This is a genomic window from Microbulbifer sp. ABM4_008, assembly GCF_056311705.1.
The window spans coordinates 3547214-3565132 of sequence record NZ_CM149970.1; the positions used below are offsets into that span (position 1 = coordinate 3547214).

The 17919-nt window shown below is 44.5% G+C and carries 16 protein-coding genes; 8 read left to right on the forward strand and 8 right to left on the reverse strand.

The window, feature by feature from the left end; all coding sequences use genetic code 11:
- Positions 1-11: 11 nt before the first annotated feature.
- On the forward strand, positions 12-515 hold the full coding sequence (locus ACYX4J_RS15390) for a hypothetical protein (RefSeq protein ID WP_476176983.1): 504 nt from the start codon (positions 12-14) through the stop codon (positions 513-515).
- Positions 516-543: 28 nt separating this feature from the next.
- Here the strand turns inward: ACYX4J_RS15390 and ACYX4J_RS15395 are convergent, their stop codons facing one another.
- Together ACYX4J_RS15395 and ltrA are read right to left on the reverse strand one after the other, a co-directional pair.
- Positions 544-1485 (reverse strand): IS110 family RNA-guided transposase, encoded by a 942-nt coding sequence (locus ACYX4J_RS15395; RefSeq protein WP_445361041.1) that lies wholly within the window; start codon positions 1483-1485, stop codon positions 544-546.
- Positions 1486-1782: 297 nt separating this feature from the next.
- Positions 1783-3054, reverse strand: a complete 1272-nt coding sequence (ltrA, locus tag ACYX4J_RS15400; RefSeq protein ID WP_476176984.1) for a group II intron reverse transcriptase/maturase — start codon at positions 3052-3054, stop codon at positions 1783-1785.
- 672 nt (positions 3055-3726) lie between these two features.
- Between ltrA and ACYX4J_RS15405 the strand changes: the two genes are divergently transcribed.
- The gene (locus tag ACYX4J_RS15405; RefSeq protein ID WP_476176985.1) at positions 3727-4170 is read left to right on the forward strand and encodes a hypothetical protein; all 444 of its coding nucleotides are present in this window, start codon (positions 3727-3729) and stop codon (positions 4168-4170) included.
- A 109-nt stretch (positions 4171-4279) separates the two neighbouring features.
- Complete coding sequence (locus tag ACYX4J_RS15410) at positions 4280-4738, forward strand: hypothetical protein (protein ID WP_476176986.1); 459 nt, start codon at positions 4280-4282, stop codon at positions 4736-4738.
- A gap of 72 nt (positions 4739-4810) precedes the next feature.
- On the opposite strand, the gene ACYX4J_RS15415 is transcribed toward ACYX4J_RS15410, so the two are convergent.
- The gene (locus tag ACYX4J_RS15415) at positions 4811-5662 is read right to left on the reverse strand and encodes a reverse transcriptase domain-containing protein (RefSeq protein WP_476176987.1); all 852 of its coding nucleotides are present in this window, start codon (positions 5660-5662) and stop codon (positions 4811-4813) included.
- The gene (locus ACYX4J_RS15420) at positions 5643-6008 is read right to left on the reverse strand and encodes a hypothetical protein (RefSeq protein WP_476176988.1); all 366 of its coding nucleotides are present in this window, start codon (positions 6006-6008) and stop codon (positions 5643-5645) included. Before ACYX4J_RS15420 ends, ACYX4J_RS15415 begins: the two co-directional genes overlap by 20 nt.
- 778 nt (positions 6009-6786) lie before the next feature.
- Between ACYX4J_RS15420 and ACYX4J_RS15425 the strand changes: the two genes are divergently transcribed.
- Together ACYX4J_RS15425 and ACYX4J_RS15430 are read left to right on the forward strand one after the other, a co-directional pair.
- Positions 6787-7272 (forward strand): hypothetical protein, encoded by a 486-nt coding sequence (locus ACYX4J_RS15425; RefSeq protein WP_476176989.1) that lies wholly within the window; start codon positions 6787-6789, stop codon positions 7270-7272.
- Between the two features lie 110 nt (positions 7273-7382).
- Positions 7383-7724, forward strand: coding sequence for a hypothetical protein (locus ACYX4J_RS15430; RefSeq protein ID WP_476176990.1), 342 nt, complete (start codon positions 7383-7385; stop codon positions 7722-7724).
- 182 nt (positions 7725-7906) lie between these two features.
- Here ACYX4J_RS15430 and ACYX4J_RS15435 read toward each other — a convergent pair whose 3' ends face one another.
- The 4 genes from ACYX4J_RS15435 to ACYX4J_RS15450 form a co-directional block, all read right to left on the reverse strand.
- On the reverse strand, positions 7907-8362 hold the full coding sequence (locus tag ACYX4J_RS15435; protein ID WP_476176991.1) for a hypothetical protein: 456 nt from the start codon (positions 8360-8362) through the stop codon (positions 7907-7909).
- Positions 8350-8673, reverse strand: coding sequence for a hypothetical protein (locus tag ACYX4J_RS15440; protein WP_476176992.1), 324 nt, complete (start codon positions 8671-8673; stop codon positions 8350-8352). Before ACYX4J_RS15440 ends, ACYX4J_RS15435 begins: the two co-directional genes overlap by 13 nt.
- A 248-nt stretch (positions 8674-8921) precedes the next feature.
- Positions 8922-13622 carry an RHS repeat domain-containing protein gene (locus tag ACYX4J_RS15445; protein ID WP_476176993.1) on the reverse strand — a complete coding sequence of 1567 codons (4701 nt, stop codon included), beginning with the start codon at positions 13620-13622 and terminating at the stop codon, positions 8922-8924.
- Between the two features lie 216 nt (positions 13623-13838).
- Positions 13839-14234: a hypothetical protein gene (locus ACYX4J_RS15450; protein ID WP_444906014.1), complete on the reverse strand. Its 396-nt coding sequence runs from the start codon at positions 14232-14234 to the stop codon at positions 13839-13841.
- Between the two features lie 1788 nt (positions 14235-16022).
- On the opposite strand from ACYX4J_RS15450, the gene ACYX4J_RS15455 reads away from it, so the two are divergent.
- The 3 genes from ACYX4J_RS15455 to ACYX4J_RS15465 all read left to right on the forward strand — a co-directional run bounded on the left by ACYX4J_RS15455 (position 16023) and on the right by ACYX4J_RS15465 (position 17825).
- On the forward strand, positions 16023-16346 hold the full coding sequence (locus ACYX4J_RS15455; RefSeq protein WP_476176994.1) for a hypothetical protein: 324 nt from the start codon (positions 16023-16025) through the stop codon (positions 16344-16346).
- A 151-nt stretch (positions 16347-16497) separates the two neighbouring features.
- Positions 16498-16869 carry a VOC family protein gene (locus ACYX4J_RS15460; protein ID WP_476176995.1) on the forward strand — a complete coding sequence of 124 codons (372 nt, stop codon included), beginning with the start codon at positions 16498-16500 and terminating at the stop codon, positions 16867-16869.
- A gap of 527 nt (positions 16870-17396) precedes the next feature.
- A complete protein-coding gene (locus ACYX4J_RS15465; protein WP_476176996.1) occupies positions 17397-17825 on the forward strand; it encodes an MAPEG family protein in 429 nt (142 codons plus the stop codon).
- The last annotated feature ends 94 nt before the right edge of the window (positions 17826-17919 follow it).

A 17919-nucleotide genomic window follows, 5' to 3' on the forward strand; every position in this document is an offset into this window, starting at 1 on the left:
GTCTACTTTTTGTGGGCAAGACCAATGCCTTTAGAGAAAACGTTATGCGTCTGATACCACTTTTAATATTGTTTCTCGCACAAACAGCGTTCTCTGCTTCTTGGAAGAGTGAGTTCTTTGAGATTTCTTTGCCTTCAAACTATCACATTGAAGAAACAGGCTCTTCAATAGATTTCGCAGCCTTTGTCCCTAATAAAAAAACTGGCCATCCGTATGAGATGATCGTTATTCACATGGCTAGCACTGATAATCTTGAGGCAGTAATCCAAGAAAGTAATGAAATATTATCAGAGTACGGTGAAAGCTTAGGTGAGGCAAAGTGTGATAATAAGTGTACTCTTCTAGTTGCTGAGGCTGCTCGAGAATCGGGTGAAAGTAGGTTAAATTATTACCATAATGTGTTTCATATAAATAATAAGGTATATGTCATAACTTATTTTACTAACAAGCCTTTGTCACAAGGCCGTAGTTTTATTCAAAAAATTATAAGGCAAGTAAGTGCAAGCAGCTCTTAACAAGTGACTATGGTTACTCGTCAAGTTTTTAAGCCATACTTTCATCCCAATAGGTGTTATTTTTCACCATCGTATTCAGGATGGTAATCTGCTTTCTCATGCAGGCAATCAGAGCAACCTTTTTAGGTTTGCCAGCGTCGACTAATCGCTTATACATCGGCTTCAATTTGGGATGATGCTGAATGGCTGACATGATGGAGACAAACAAAACTGTTCGTACACGATGCCTTCCTCCTCGAATATATCTCTTTCCCTGGAAGCTGCCGCTATCACGGTTCATCGGAGCGATACCTACAAGTGCAGCGATTTCTTTACGGTTCAATTTTCCTAGTTCGGGAAGTTCACTCATCAGCGTATAAGCCAATACATTTCCGACCCCTTTGGCACTCAACAATAGGTCGCGCCTTTGCCGCCACTCAGACACACTGTTAACCAGTTTATCCAGTTGCTTGTCGATACCTTGTAACTCTTTCTTGATGGTGTTTAGAATGGTCTGGATAGGTTTGTGTACTGATTTCGGCATCCTCTGAAGCCGATTCTTTTGCATTGTACTCATCTCTAAACACTGACTTCTTACAGCCAGTAAGTCACTGATCTCCCTAAGCTTTACTGGCTTTAGCTCCGATAGTCTTGGCTTCATGGCCTCACCAAAATGTGCAATATCCATTGCATCTAGCTTGTCAGTTTTGGCGAGGCGCCCTGCGGATTTAGCGAAGCTTCTTATCTGTGAAGGGTTGCAAACAACAACAGGTAATCCTGCTCTGTCAGCGGCGCAAACAAACTCTAATTCGAGTCTTCCTGTAGACTCTATTAATACTCTTTGAGGTTTAAGAGGTTGTAATTGTTTAATGGCATCCTTAATGCCATTTTTATCATTGGCAACACTAAAGAATTGGCCAGTAGGTCTCACATAAATATCGAGTTGTTTACTGCTGGTATCGATACCGACATTGATCTCTTGAGGTTCCATAAGATAAGCTATCTCCGCCTTGCTATTCGGGCTCGAGGCCCACATGACTATCCGAGTTATGCCTAGTGAGTGCTTATCACGTTCATACTTGTTATCGGTCTTTTACGAACCAGTCAAGCAGCGAACTGTGATAAACAAGGCCTTCGGTGGCCGCCGAAGGTGGGTCTCAATTTACCCGTTAACGAAAAGGATTTTCAACATCAGAATCAGACAAGAGCAATCATAATTGGGTAGCCGGTAGTTTCTAACTACCGGCCCCCACACCACCCATCGTGCGGGTCCGCAATGGGCGGTTCCCTATCCGTAATGAATCTCTACCCAACGATCTCGCAATGAGATCAAGCCCATCTCTTCGAAGAACTCATTATTAAGCGCAATATGAATACCCTCAGTTTTTGCGCTTCGCCAGTAACTTTTACCGGACGAGCCGCAGGTAACTGCCAGCGACTCACTCACACCCATACGCAGTAAATTTCGAACTTTCGTTCTTACCCTACGCCAATTCTTCCAATAGCTCATTCTTAATCGCCGCCGTATCCAGCAGTCTAGATCAATACATTTTTGGTAGCCTTGTGCTATACCAAAATAATTAATCCAGCCACGGAGGAATACGGTAAGCTCTTTCATTTTCTTCTCCATCGAAATACCACGGGATCGCCCTGTAATCTGACGGACGTGATATTTAAATTGGCGCAGCGACTTATCATGCCAGACAAGCTTTGCTCCACGGAAAGAAAACCCCAGAAACTTACACCGGCTAACGGGGACTACTTGGCTTTTAGCATCGTTAACTTTGAGTTTAAGCTTGCGCTCAACAAAGCGTTTGATGCTGGCCATAACCCGTTCACCTGAGCGTTTAGAGGAAACGACAATCACGAAATCGTCCGCATAGCGGACGAAATTGTGTCGGCGTTTTTCCAGCTCTTTGTCGAGCAGATCGAGTACAATATTGGATAGCAGCGGCGATAAAGGGCCACCTTGCGGCACCCCCTCATAACACGCTTGCCAACATCCATCTTCTACCCAGCCTACGCGCAAGTAGCTTGCGATCAGTTTGAGTAAACGCTTATCGTTAATTCTTTGGCCGAGTAAGCTCATGAGAAAGTCATGATTCACTCGATCGAAGAACTTGGATAGATCGACATCCGCCGCTATTCGCTTGCCACCCTCGATATACTTTTGTAGCTTTTTCACCGTGTGATGCTGTGATCGCTTTGGCCGGAAGCCATAGCTAAACTCTGAAAAAGTCACATCGAAAATAGGGTTGATGATTTGCGCGATAGCTTGCTGAATAACACGATCAAAAATCGTAGGTATCCCTAGCCCTCGCTGACCACCATCTGGCTTGCGAATGTAGACACGCCTAACGGGAAGCGGTTGATAATGACCTTGCCGAATGGTTTCGACAATCTCATCACCAACTACCTTGAAGTGCTGAACAAACTCATCGATGGTAATCCCATCAATGCCTGCGGCACCTTTATTGCTCCGAACGTGTTTCCATGCAGCATTAAGATTCTCTTTGCTGAGGATAGTGTCGAGCAGATTTTCATTTAAGTTGGGTGTCATGGCAGTGCGCTACGTCAATTTTATATCCGGCTGGCAACACATCGGTAGGCTAGCCCTGTCTTTTAACTCGTGGATTTTGGGTTCAGGCCTTCACCGTATCCAAGGTATTAATCTTGGCATTAGGCTACTATGCCGTCGGCTGACTTCTGTTCAATCACCTTGGCCATTACTGGCCGAGGCGCCGCTGTGTTCCACCAATTTTGTTTACCCCCGCGATGGTGGCTAGCGGGCTGGGCCTACTTATGAGTCAGCGGCCACGCTGACAGCTTTACAGCAGCAGGTTGAACAGATCTCCCCAGATAAGAACGTGAACTTTCACTACACAACTGCATCATTTACTTTACCCGTTAGATCACATGGCTTCGGTGTTCTTGGCCACCTCGCCTCCAGGCTAAGCCTTATATGATGTTTCTGTCCGTCAGCTCGTAGCTTTGCTAGCGGCTTCCTCCCCACAAGACCTCACGGTGTTGCAGTTGCCATTCGCTAGTAGTTAGCATTTAATGGAATCCATTAAACGGTGATCCTCCTACAGGGGACTTTCACCCCATTAGTTCACGCCCATGCTGGGCGTACCAAGTACAAACAGGTTGCTGCGGGCCTTTGGCCCTTCGCGGGACAGCCTACGCTACGCTCCGGCCGCCCCTGTTGTAGTCGTTAAGTTTTAATCAGATTATGCGTAAATTTTTAGTTTTAATATTCTTGGTTTCTTTTTCTGCTAATGCAGTAGAGGATGTGGCTCGCCCCATTACACATGTTGGTATGTCTGGCGAATTTAGAGGCCTGAGTTATAAGGCGAGCTTGGAGGTTTCAAGTGTAGAGTTATCGACTTACCCGCACAGAGCTCACTATAAACTTGAGGGAGTGAGTTTTGAGCTAGGCGGCAAAGAAATCCAAATACCAAAAATAGATTATAAGCCGGTAACATATATTGATCTTGGCCAAGTATTCGTATTGGGTAGCGCAAATGATATTCTTTATTTGCAACTACCGGTATCACCAGATGATCGTAGTTACGTTCGTCTCGTGTTTCAACATGGTGAATACAAGGGAACCATTGAGCATCTGTATTCAGTTGAACACAAGAATAAAACCAAGGGCGTAAAGTGGTACCAGTAAAACTTAACAAGCAGCAGCACGAATGCCCGGCAAAAGACGCCGGGCAGGACGGCCTACATTGCGCTTCGCTTCATTTCGGCCGCCCGTGTGCTGAGCGTTAGGTGTAAGCATGGAAATTACTGACTTCGTAGAGAGCACTTATATACTGTTCGAATCTTTCAGCAAGCCGCTGCTTGCGACTGATATAAATCATTGCGAGGAGTGCCGAGACCATAACAATGAGGTTAATGGTGCAAGCCGAAGGGAGCTTTCTACCGAGCAAATTGGCACTGTATGCTGGGGAATCTCATCATTCCTTACCCCAGAGGCTATGGGGTACTACATTCCTAGGCTTATAGAGCTCGCTGTCACAGCCCAAAACGATAAAGGCGGCACTCCGTATATGTGCTTATTCATAAACCAAATTGGCCTAAACAGCGGTGCAAAGCAGTTTTCGCTTTTTTCCAAAGAGCAGCGACAGGCGGTGCAAAACAGCTTGGTTATTCTCAAAGATCATTACATCGGCACACTAGCCGAACATTGCTGGGATGATGACGTGGAACCTGCAATTAAGCAGTGGAGCACCTAAATCGGGTAGCCGGTAGTTTCTAGCTACCGGCCCCCACACCACCCATCGTGCGGGTCCGCAATGGGCGGTTCCCTATCCGTAATGAATCTCTACCCAACGATCTCGCAATGAAATCAAACCCATCTCTTCGAAGAACTCATTATTGAGCGCAATATGAATACCCTCAGTTTTTGCGCTTCGCCAGTAACTTTTACCGGACGAGCCCCAGGTAACTGCCAGCGATTCACTCACACCCATACGCAGTAAATTTCGAACTTTCGTTCTCACTCTGCGCCAATTCTTCCAATAGCTCATTCTTAATCGCCGCCGTATCCAGCAGTCTAGATCTATACATTTTTGATAGCCTTGCGCTATTCCAAAATAGTTGATCCAACCACGGAGGTATACGGTAAGTTCTTTCAGTTTCTTTTCCATAGAGATACCACGAGATCGCCCTGTAATCTGGCGGACGCAGTATTTAAATTGGAGCAGGGACTTATCATGCCAGACAAGCTTTGCCCCCCGAAAAGAGAAGCCTAGGAACTTACAACGGCTGACAGGAACCACTTGGCTTTTAGTATCGTTAACTTTGAGCTTAAGCTTGCGCTCAACAAAGCGTTTAATACTCACCATAACCCGCTCACCCGCGCGTTTAGAGGAAACCACAATCACAAAATCGTCCGCATAATGGACGAAATTGTGTCGGCGTTTTTCCAGCTCTTTGTCGAGCAAGTCGAGTACAATGTTGGAGAGCAGCGGCGATAAAGGGCCACCTTGTGGCACCCCCTCATGACAGGCTTTCCAGCATCCATCTTCTACTCTTCCTGCACGCAAGTAGCTTGCGATCAGTTTGAGTAAGCGCTTATCGCTGATTCTTTGGCCAAGTAAACTCATGAGGAAATCATGATTTACCCGATCGAAGAATTTAGATAAATCGACATCCACTGCTATTCGTTTCCCTCCCTCGATATACTTTCGCAGCTTTTTTTACCGCATGATGCTGCGATCGCTTTGGGCGGAACCCATAGCTGAACTCCGAAAAGGTTTTATCGAAACTGGAACCGATGATTTGGGCGATAGCCTGCTGAATAACACGATCAAAGACCGTAGGTATCCCGAGACCACGCTGGCCACCATCTGGCTTGCGAATGTAGACGCGCCTGACGGGAAGCGGCTGGTAATGACCCTGTCGAATGGTCTCGATGAGGTCGTCGCCAACTGCCTTGAAGTGCTGCACAAAATTATCGACAGTAATCCCGTCAATGCCTGCGGCACCTTTGTTGCTTCGCACGTGTTTCCATGCAGCATTAAGATTTTCTTTGCTGAGGATGGCTTCAAGCAGATTTTCATTTGAGTTGAGTGTCATGGCAGTGCGCTACGTCAATTTTATATCCGGCCGGCAACATATCAGTAGGCTAGCCCTGTCTTTTAACTCATGGATTTTGGGTTCAGGCCTTCACCGTATCCAAGGTATTAATCTTGGCATTAGGCTACTATGCCGTCGGCTGACTTCTGTTTAATCACCTTGATCATTACTGACCAAGGCGCCGCTGTGTTCCACCAATTTTGTTTACCCCCGCGATAGTGGCTAGCGGGCTGGGCCTACTTATGAGTCAGCGGCCACGCTGACAGCTTTACAGCAGCAGGTTAAACAGATCTCCCCAGATAAGAACGTGAACTTTCACTACACAACTGCATCATTTACTCTACCCGTTAGATCACATGGCTTCGGTGTCCTTGGCCACCTCGCCTCCAGGCTAAGCCTTATATGATGTTTCTGTCCGTCAGCTCGTAGCTTTGCTAGCGGCTTCCTCCCCACAAGACCTCGCGGTATTGCAGTTGCCATTCGCTAGTAGTTAGCATTTAATGAAGTCCATTAAACGGTGATCTTCCTACAGGGGACTTTCACCCCATTAGTTCACGCCCATGCTGGGCGTACCAAGCAGCGGCAGAGCGACAGCCAACGCTACGCACCTTTTGTGTTACTCGCTGGCGCTCAAACATTAACACAAAATGCGCTCCGCGCTGGCTGCTCCTGCGCTGAGCATTAAAAATAGGAAATGATTCAAGTGAAGTTACTATTTACAAGCCTCTTATTGTTCGTGAGCTTGCAGGCTTCAGCTACACAACAAATCAAAGAAGAATTTACTATTGACCAAGCCAGATTCGAAATATCTCAGCTACCGCTGGATTCTTATATTGATCAAAATTCCTTTCATGAAAAGGTCAAGCCTCGAATGTGTAGTGCAAATTGGCGAGGGTATCGTGGATCATGGGCTTTAGAAAAAGGGATGCTTGTACTAAGGCACTTGGTTGCCAATGCTTGTGATAAATCTCCAAAATCTATCGATGTGGACGCAATTTTTCCGAGTAAAAGCTATCCCATAGCCGCTACTTGGTATACAGGAAAAATCATCGTAAGGATTGGTGAGAGAACTTTTCTATCTCCAAAAGAGCATGGTTTATCTGGCATCGAGTATGAAGCTGTAGTTTATGAGTTCCATTCAGGTAAACTGGTCTCAAGGTCAATTGAGACCGTTACTGATAGTTGGTAGAAATTTTTAACAAGGGCAGGCACGATCGTAAATGCTGCGCATTTACTGGACCTCCGCCGCGTTGCGGCTCCGGCCCTTGCTACCAGCGTTAACTGTTGTAAGAGACAAATGTGATATCTGATAAATTCGATAGAATTGAAAATCCAGACTGGGAGCCTGATGCTCTTGTGCAGGTATATCTTTCCGGTAAAGATATTATCGTAAAGAATGGATACCGACCTCATTACAGGGTTAAAGCCGACTACCTCACGACTACAATTCATTGGTTTATTGATGCGGGGATTGCGGAACCTAACAGGCGCACTCTAGCATTTGTTAAATTCATCACGCCAGAGGCATACCCAAAATGCCTAGAGACTGGTGCTAATCTGGAGGTTCTAGAAGGCTCAAGAGCAGTTGGCTATGCTGAGATACAGGAAATATATAATGAGCAATTACGCAAAGGCAGCTAACAATCACAACACAAATAGGACACCCATGAATCATGGGTGAGGAAGAAATCGGCGGAGTAAAAATCCATACTCACCAGAGGAGCATCGAAGCACGAATATGCGGAGTATTTTGTCTATTTTTGGTGTGCAGAGCTTTCAGCACACAGGGCGAACAGGTATCGATCGGTGGGATTAAAAATGATTCAATTTAGTTGAGATGAGGAGTAAGAGAGAAACTTCTGGCAATCACGCACACCTTGGGCCCAGCGTTTATTCAATAAGTTACAGGCTTTCCGTACTGCTTTAACCGACCCCACCAAACCTTTAAATCGGCTTTCAAAATTTCGGTTTAGGTAAAGCCAGTGCTCAGGTGAAATACCCAAGCGTTCAAATATGGGAGGGGTATTCTCAGCGATAGCGCCGCGCTTTCTGGGATCTAGATGCCGACCACTCCAATCCACCAACTCCAAATAGTGGCCCAGCTCAAAAGGTAACCCTTTTGGCATATTTAAGCGCTCATCTCCCACAAACGGTAGTAAACTTTTGGGTTGCTCAGCGGTGATTGCAGAGCGAATACGCAGTTGAATATAGGTGTAATCAGAGCCTTCAGGCGTTTTGGCAATATTAGCGCGGATAGGGTTTAGGTCTACAAAGGCCATGCAAGCGGCGAGGGATTTTCATCCAGTAAAGCCTGCGACTTAAATCGCCCCTCCCAAAAACGGCCTGTGCACTTGTCTTCAGCATTGGCTTGCCGGGCGGTAGACTCGTTTAAACAGCGCATAAACCAACTGATACCTGTTAAGCGCTCCCGCCATATAGCGGTGACTTCTCTTAGTTTTTTCAGCTCACAGTGATCGAGGGTATCGCCTTTGAGATAGTGCAGAGCCAGAGAGGGAGCCCGAAACAGCTTCTCCCAACGGGTAATTAGCTCTGCAAGTTGCTTTAAGTATTCGCGAAATAGAAATACCAATATATTTTGAGAGCTCTGAAGTTGATTGGCGAAATTTGCGCCCCGAAAGCATTGCGGAGCTTGGCAACCAATTGACAATGATAGATTTCATCAATTTGCAAATGAGCGGGCAGATACACAAAAAAATTTACATTACCTTTTTTCTGGCTATGAATAATTGTAGGGCGCTACTTTGCCATTGCACAATGATAAAGTAGCGCCCTACACTCAGGGATTGCAATTTAAGTCAGCCTCTTATTTCTATTGGTTTAACATGCAAAAAGCGCTAGTAGCTCCGGATCCTCTAATACTGTCATCCCAACTGATTCAGAGTCGTCCGCCGCTGACTCCTCATCTCTATCTCGTCTAGCTGGCTTTATAGCTGGAAGGGGTGTCCGATAGATCAATCCCTCTTGAAGTATTTCAGGGGCTTCCTGACGAAGTGTTTCAGTGTCATTCAGAATAGGTAACTCGTCATCGGGCATGTCTAGTGTCATGAAACCATATTGCCCATCGTCCTGTAAGTAGATAAAGACTTCTGAATTTGAACCAACTTGATCCATTATCTCTTCTGCTGTATTCGCCGACCCCATAATGCCAATACTTTGATCAAAAGCATTAACTTGCTCTCCCAGCGCTCCAAAATCAAAATCGCCATCATCCCCAAAAGCGCCATAATTTTGACCAACATCATTAAATACCTCTTCCTCCCCATCTTGAGCAATTTGCCCACGCACCAAGTGTGACCAGGCACCCCACGCGCCAAATCCGAAGATGGTTGCACCAACAGCTGATCCCACACCGATACCAATCTTTGCTGCGGTTGAAAGATGCCCAGAAGGATCTTGCTTCATGACAGGATTCCCATCGGCATAGGTGTAAGGATTCATAACCAGGAAGCTATCTCGACTCACAAACCTCATCCGTTGCGCCGCGTAGTACCGGGCCCTCAGATAGAGCAAGCTCGATTCCGAGTCGGCATATTCTCCACAATAAGCAAATGGATTGTCAGCAATGCTTCCGCTCTGGGATGACCTACAGTTGCCATATGCGTTATAGACATACTCGCTACTGATAGAACCTGAATTACCGAAAGTCAGAAGAACATTTTGTCTATCGAGTAGATAAGACTGGAGTTCAGATGACGAGTCTTTCTTCAGCATACGAGCGAGTCGCGACGATGCTGATATTATGTAGCTGGCCTCTGAATCCCCCTGAACTTCATTGATGATATTGGCATTGCTGGCGTTGTCGTAATAATAGCGAATGATTTCCTCATCACCGGTTTGCTTGGTTGCACGCAGCCCATTGGGATAATAGGTGTAGGTCGTATTCTCGCCGTCACTTGAGGTGAATTGTGTGAGTTGATTCAATGCATTGTATTGGTAGCTATTACCATTTTCATCTTTAATCAGATTGTTGTTTTCATCGTAGTTCAAAGCCTGATCTTGAGCGCCAGCCACGCTGATGGAATTTAGCCGGTTATCGGCGTCGTAGGTGTAATTTGTCTCCGCACTTTCAGAAGAAGGCAGTGAGCGAGTGCAAGTTTTGATATTGGCTAGCGCATCATAGCTATAAGATACGGTTTCGAGTGGGTTGCCTTGTAGGTCTACAGATGATTCCCCAATGACTTGTCCAACATCATCATATACGAATGAAACATCGCGGTTGAGTGTACTTGAGCCCCCAGGGTGTCGGTAGCTAATGGCGGTTACGAATGAGGTCGTTGCATCGTAGCTGTAGGTGAGGGTAATCGGCTCGCCTTCACCCATACTGGTAGCGGTGATTTGCTGGGGGCGCCCAAAGCCGTTATAGGTGTAAGCGAGCTTGACCCCATTTGAGTAGCTCACCGAGGCTATTTTCCCCACATTAGCTTTGTCCATATCCTGGGTGATATAGGTGATTCCCACAGAAACAGAGCCATCGTCCCGAGCGATTTTAGCGAGCCGGCCATAACTATCGTAGGAATAGCTACACTGATGCCCGAGCGCATCAATGGATGAAGTCAGAAGGCCCGTATTGACATCGTAGTTCCACGAAACTGTTTTCCCGTCTGGATAGCTTATTGAAGAAATATTGCCATCAAGCGTGTAGGTGTAGCTGAGCAGTGCATCGCTTTCCCCATCCACGAAGCGCTCGATGGAAGTACGCTGCCCGACACCATCGTATTCATAATGAATTTCAATGCTCGAACCATTCTCGGTGTACGAATGAGAAGAGACTCGCTTGTTTAAATCATAGGTGCTGTTTACCTGTGATCCATTAAACTGGGTGATCTGAGTCCTATTTCCTACCGCATCATAAGAAAATTTTCGAGCCTGTTCCGTCAGTGTGGCTTCTTGTGTGAATTCCCCGAGTTCATTGTAACTACGATTTGACGACGCTTCTGTCTGAGACGTACCTTCAAGTGTACAAGTGCTCTGAAGCATATTCCCATTTAGATCTCGCGAGGCCACTAGTGTGCGCTTGAGATTTGCACCACCTAGACAATACTGGGTGGGGCTTTGGAGGATATTGTAGGATCTCGCTAGAGAAAACTGTTGAGGGGTCTGCTGATCCCCAATACTGGTCTGTACATTGAGTTGAAAAGCGTTCCACAAGCGTGTAGCGCAGGCGTACTGATTAGCATTGTGCCTATCGAACTTTTTAGCCGAAGCGACAAGTCTTTGTTTATATTCTTTTTTAGCTCTTTTTTTGAATTTACTAAGAAGTGGGCCGCCAGACTTCTCAGGACCGTAAGTCACTTCAGTTGATTTCAGAGAATTAAAGGAGCTTGCTTTCGTACAGGCTACCGAATCATATTCGTATCCCGATATATTGCCAAGGGCATCAGTCTTAGAGGCTAATTGGCTGCGTGAGTTATAGGCGTATGTGACTTTTGATGCTTCGCCTAGAACACCCAATTGTACGCTGAGACGCCCAAGCTGATCATAAGTATTCGTCGTTAAGGTTCGCTCTGCCCCACCCTTCACAGGATAATCACTTTGCTGGATAAGTTGCCCAAACCCGTTGTAGTAGTACTTCTGTTCGTAACCGTTGGCATCGAGCTTTCGCATTATGTTATTGGTAAGATCGTAGCTCCATGTTGTGGTATTACCCATAGAGTCAGTGCGTATTACGGTTGCTTCAGCGAGGTCATAGTTATACGTAGTGATCGCACCCACGGCGTTGCTGGTTGAGATTGGGAAACCAGTACATAAATCGTAAACCTCATTAGAGGTGTTGCCAAAGAAATCGGTTGTCGCATGCGTCAATGTGTGTGCGGTAGAGTCAAGAATATTTTCGAAGGTCGTGTTGGTTTTCGCAATTCCAGAATGATCTGGTGCTGCTGAACCCCAGGTACGCGTGGAGGAACTGGGACGGCCAGCAGTGTCATACTCAACAGAGGTCACGAGTAGTGGATTAAGTAAGCCATTCACTTCAGTCCCGCGGGTGGATGTGAGGATGTGCTTCTTATCATCTGAAAGCTTATTGTCCGTTCTTATAATCTCTGGTGTTTGACTAAGTACTCCTCTGGGTTTGTAGTCGTATACCTTAACGGAAGTGGGCATACCAAAACTGATATCGTATTCAACCTCTCCCTTTTTGACGAGCTGTAATTCACCCTCTATCTGTTCGTACTCTTCGATAGAGGCAATTTGACCATTGTCTGTGTAGCTGCGAATAATTTTAGCGGGTCTGGTGTCTTCTTGCTCGTTGTAGAAGGTGCTTAGCTTTTCTGCAATCAGTTGATAATTCGGATCGAGCTGGTTGTAGGGGGGGAAGTCGCCGTCCGTTTCACCAACATAAGTGTACGCTATTTCTTGGATGCGTTCGCTTCCATCTGCTGTGAAGGTGGTCGACTTTAGAAGAAGGTGCAGATTGTTGTACTGATTAACAACCAACGTTTTGTTATTGTTGATCGTGGTGTAATACCTGTAATTATTGTCATCACTTTGAAATAAAGTATCTGATGTTGTAGATGCGACCTCATACGTAGGGTTTCCAAGATAATTGTGGCCATCTGGACCACTTTGCTCAGGGTGATAATTATAGGTTGTGCTACGGGTTTCTTCTTCATAGGTGTTGATCACCTTGCTCACGACATCTTGTTGCTCTTGTTGTCCAGAACTATCTTTGTAGTAGATTGTACTGTAGTCAAACGTCGAGCTGACTTTATTGGGATAGTTGACGTTCGAGAGGAGCTTGCTATTTATAAGACCTCCGTTGTAAATAAAGTGCGTGGTCAAGCCCATAGGGTCAATGTAGGAAACCAGCGCACCCTCAAGTAGCTGGTAAGAATAGGTGATCGGGTTAGGGTTGGCATCGGATTTTGGGTAAATCACGTCGATGGAATCACTACTGAGTGAAATCGATAGGTTTTGTCCGTATGCATCGGTAACACTGATAAGCTTCGCCTGTGTAATGGAAGCATCGCTTGAATCATAGGTAAAAAGCAGATGGTTTCCATTTTTGTCGTCCCAACAGATCAATTTCCCCTGGGCATCGAAATACTGATGATGGCCGTCTAAAAAGGTCAGTAGGTATGCATAAGGGGTACTTGGGTCATAGGGCAAATTAGGGTATTGCCCTGGACTATACTGCGTCATTTCAAGGTTTTTCTGGTAGTAATACTGCAAGCCAGAAGGACTTTCCGGACTCAAAACATAGGTTTGGCTACCGTTGAGAGTCAAGATCCCATCATTAATGTAACTTAACGAATAGGACCATCCTACAGGTAGACCAAACAATTGTTCATAGGAACCTACGGTCTCCTGCGCGTATGTGATCCCGAGATTCACATCCATCGAGAGAATCCCTTTTAGAGGTGGCGATGGGATCGTAACGCTGAGTAAACCAGTACGGGGATTGACTTGGGTAAGAAAATTCTTCGCATAATTTTTGGCGACGGAGGATGAGTTAGAGCCAGTGGAGGTGCTAGCGATATTGGTGGTACTAGAAAAGTTTGCCATCTGGTCGAAGTTTGACACGTGCTCACCTTATATAAATATAAAAGCTACGCAAACAGATTAACTGTGTCTTGTTATCTCCACACGCCTTACCCTACAACCTGACAGCTGCTCACTTCGACTTTAGAGCTACGCTCTTATGGCGCGTGAGCACAGGCTGGCTAATTGTTTGCATTGGTGTAAAAAGAGATGATGACTATGAGCCATCAATGAATTCCGAAAATATAATAATTCTGTTTATGCACCTCCACGGTACCAAACAACGAGGTGTGCTGAGTGACTCTTGGCATCGATCATAGACAGTCGCGAGTAGTATGCCTGTACGGAATTAAGGGTTTCATTCAGAAAATTGACGGCATTTTGATACATTGTGCTATATCCGTCTGAATCGTCGAAGGTTTCGTAATTCCAAGTCTGTGACAATGTGTCAACTGAGCCAGCGGGTGCCGCGTCGTCTGTGTAAATAATGACACTCCTGCAATTGCCGCCATGTTCGTTTGAACTTGCGATTTTTACCGAATCGCGGCCATTCTGGCTTAAGCTATTAAGGCTATTTTGTACCTGCCCCCACAAAGTATCGCTGTCTGACTCACCGTCTGCGTAGGATTTATAGATGTAAGTGTTTGTAGCCATGTTAGTTCCCATTAATGTTTGTGATATATACAGGTACAGGCCTGCCCATTTTTAACAAAAAACCCTCTTAATACGGCAGAAAATTTTTCAAGATAAAAGGTAATTTAAGTGCCAAATACTAAAGCTTTTCCGATCAGTTTTTGCTTATAGATACTGACAGAAGCTTAAAAGTAATTGGCGCTTGAGCAAACCTGTTAATTAAAAATACTAAAGAAAAAAATATTTAAACCATAGGCGGTCACTGAGAGAGCTTAGCTCTTCACTTAAAAACTTTTCTGAAATCGCCTATGGAGAATCCAGTAAACACTATTCTAAATTCAATGTCGATAGTCATGAAAACGCAAAGAAAACTTACAGCCATTTAGTTGAAGCTTATAGCACTTAGATTTGAATTTTTCAGCCGAAATTGATACTTAAGTATTACCCCTCCCACAAGGCAAATCCCTCAAGGTATTTACCCTTAGGCTGCTAACGTTCTACAAAATAATTATTGAATTTCAAAGAGTTTTAAAAAAGAAATGATCCACAACCACCAGGAATAAGCACCTCAAGACCACTTCCACAAACCAGATAGATTGTAGTTTTTCCTTCAACCTAGTCATTCAAAGATATTTTTACTTAATAGTTGGATTTTTGTTAAATAGAGATATACGGCCGGAGATAAGTGTCTTGAGGAGTATATTAAATCTATAATGGCGCCATAATGTCATCCACATCCCGCCAATCTGATATTCTTCACAAATACAAAGGAAATTTATATTTCTTGCAATCCTGAAAATCACTTGGGAACAGATGTTCAGAAAATTCGCACAAACATGCATTTAGCTAAGCTAGAATTCCAACTCCCCCACCCATCAAAAATGCCATAACGAATTGCTACAATTTACATCCTACACTCCGTTTGTATTGTGCTAGAAAATATTAGCACAACACAAGCTCCAATCAGGCCGCAACTGAGCAATGCGTTAGCAGTATCAAAAATCGAAAAATTTGCATTAAGAGGTAATGTAGCTCATGATCTTGTGTCGTGAGAAAAAAACGGCAAAACCTCGATTATCACTATTTTTCCTGCATATAATCATAAAGAATGAAAATCCTTTAAATTTGCTAATATTCAAGAACGATATGAGCAGGATTTAACTGATGGAGAAGACTTGCTTGAATATCCATTGCCTATTATTGGCTTTGACTCCAAAAGACTGCCGAGAGGTAATTGGAGTTTTTGCCTAAATGCAGCAGATATTGAATGGGGATTTTTTTCTGATTGGCCGGAAAATGCATAGCAAAGCACTCTTGTTCGGCACTACCGTGGCTGGAGCCGCTGATACGCATCCGCTTCACAGCAGTCACGAAGCTTGGCGTTGTAAGCCATGATAAGAAAGTGCCCACAATGTGGAAAGCAAGCGGTAAAAGTCAGAATGCTGTCTTTTTCAAACCGCATGCACTGTGAAAAGTGCTTCTTTCAGTGCGAGTACACTTCGTTGTCAAAATGGGCACTCGCATTTATAGGCGCCATTATTCCAATGCTGGCTGTTATATTGGGTTTGGCCAGTAAGAGTTGGGTTGTGTTCGGTATAGTACTGATCTTAGCCCCATTTCTGGGCGAGTTACTGTTTGCAAAGTACTATTCTTTAAAGCCTGTAGGTGTACGAGCGTTAAGTACAAAGTTACGTGGTAAAAGATGATAACAAGTTTATCAATTTCGTTCCGACCGCGAAAAGCGCGGCCTCCACAGGATAGCCTGCGCGTTACTTCGGCTGCTCATTAGCAAGGCGTTGGACTTATTTGATGATTCACAATATATTTAAAGTAATGTTGCTGGCCATCCTCTTAACAGAGATCTCCACTGCTACAGCTACTTCGATCGGTTTTTGCACGCCTCATGTGGAGTATTTAGGAGAGCTAAATATTGAAGGCAGCTTTGTAATGGTTCTCACTATTGCGAAGAATGGAAGATTGATTGATGCTAAACCAGAGGACATTAATCCTAAAGAATTACGCGCTTATGCAGAATGCTTGGCAAAGCATTCAAATTATTACCTATCTACATGGCTGCCAAATCCAAGTGAAGGGCTGCATAGAATTCCCATTTTATTTAAAGTAGAGGCGTAACTTTTTCTGATCCGTTTAGAGTGCATCAGCCTAGCAAGCACAAGCAGTTATGTGCTGGTCGCTGCGCTCCCATTTTTGCACAAACGTATTCAGTATTGGTCGTCCCTGTTGTAGCTGTCATTTATCATAAATCAATAAAAGAGGATATATTTTGATAAAGCTCTCTATAAGTATTGATGTTTCTAACATTAAACAAGCTGAGGATTTTTATATTAAAGCTCTTGGTTGTAAAAAGCTAAGGGATCAAGCTGGAATGTCAGTAATTTCAGTAGAGAACTGTGATATTTATCTACAAGAGAAAGAGGTTGAATCAGCAGCAGCCCTCACCGAGACAGCTGAGCGAAATTATTCTCGTCATTGGACCCCCGTTCATATTGACTTTCTAACTGGAAACGTAGATGAAATAGTTAAGCGAATTGTTAAACTAGGCGGAAAGCATGAAGGAGGAGCAAGAGGTGACTGGGGTACTATTGCATATTGCTCAGATCCTTTTGGTAATGGGTTTTGTGTAATTAATGAGTAAAACACATACCAAGGACATTAGTCGACCAATGCTGGCTGGGCCTATTGGACGTATATTCTTGTAGACGGAAATGTTGCTACGAGAGGTTGCATTCTAGAACTAGATTTAGAGAAAAAATGGATCAAATATTCTAAGTAAACAGGGAATTCCCCTCAAGACAACCCCTTTAAAAAGGAGACCCACGGAGAAATGTGTGGTATCTTGAAACCTGCGAAGGAACTTATAAGGAGATATGGGTGGATCCTAAAAGTCTCTAATTCTCTCGCGTGAAGAATCCCGTGCTATTGAGCCTAGTATTAAACCCGAATCTTTTATATTCTTGAATGATACCGATCCGAGAGTATATTTCGAGAATGAAATCCAAGTTGTATCGACAAGAGTTCCACCGAAAAAATAGCCATTAAAACAATGGCCGATCAGTTTGTTCCAGGCCTCCAGCCTTACGCGGGACGACTAACGCTCCTGTTGCGGTCATTATGCTCTGTTCAGCTCTCTAACTTCAATAAATAATAAAAAGGAATCAACGGATGATTGAAAGTGCCCAAATAATTCAGCCTGTAATTGCCTTGATAGCTTGGTCTATGGTTATGTGGTTGTGGATGTACGCAACACGATTGCCTGCAGTAAAGAAAGCTAAATTAAAGCTTGATCCGAATGCTCCTCGCGGAGAGCAAATGTCAACCCTGCCTCCCCATATTCGCTGGAAAGCTGATAATTATAATCATCTCATGGAGCAACCAACTATTTTCTATGCTTTGGCAATATCACTTGCAGTCCTTGGCGCAGGAGATGGCATAAATTTTATTCTGGCATGGACGTATGTCGGTATTCGAGTAATTCATAGTATTGTGCAAGCAACCTTCAACAAAATTGAAATCAGGTTTTTAATATTTGCTCTATCAAACATTCCATTATTAGCCTTAACAGTGAACGCTGTGCGAACCACGTTTATGTAATAAAACCAGTGGTGGGCATAACAAGACGTCGGCATTCGATAGCAAGCTGCCCGGGACGCCTACGGCGCCCTACAACTTCATGATAGCGCCTTAT

Coding starts and splice junctions, on each gene's coding strand:
- ACYX4J_RS15410 (WP_476176986.1), top strand. CDS start 4,280: ATGGAAATTACTGACTTCGTAGAGAGCACTTATATACTGTTCGAATCT.
- ACYX4J_RS15405 (WP_476176985.1), top strand. CDS start 3,727: ATGCGTAAATTTTTAGTTTTAATATTCTTGGTTTCTTTTTCTGCTAAT.
- ACYX4J_RS15465 (WP_476176996.1), top strand. CDS start 17,397: ATGATTGAAAGTGCCCAAATAATTCAGCCTGTAATTGCCTTGATAGCT.
- ACYX4J_RS15435 (WP_476176991.1), bottom strand. CDS start 8,362: ATGGCCTTTGTAGACCTAAACCCTATCCGCGCTAATATTGCCAAAACG.
- ACYX4J_RS15455 (WP_476176994.1), top strand. CDS start 16,023: ATGATTCACAATATATTTAAAGTAATGTTGCTGGCCATCCTCTTAACA.
- ACYX4J_RS15450 (WP_444906014.1), bottom strand. CDS start 14,234: ATGGCTACAAACACTTACATCTATAAATCCTACGCAGACGGTGAGTCA.
- ACYX4J_RS15395 (WP_445361041.1), bottom strand. CDS start 1,485: ATGGAACCTCAAGAGATCAATGTCGGTATCGATACCAGCAGTAAACAA.
- ltrA (WP_476176984.1), bottom strand. CDS start 3,054: ATGACACCCAACTTAAATGAAAATCTGCTCGACACTATCCTCAGCAAA.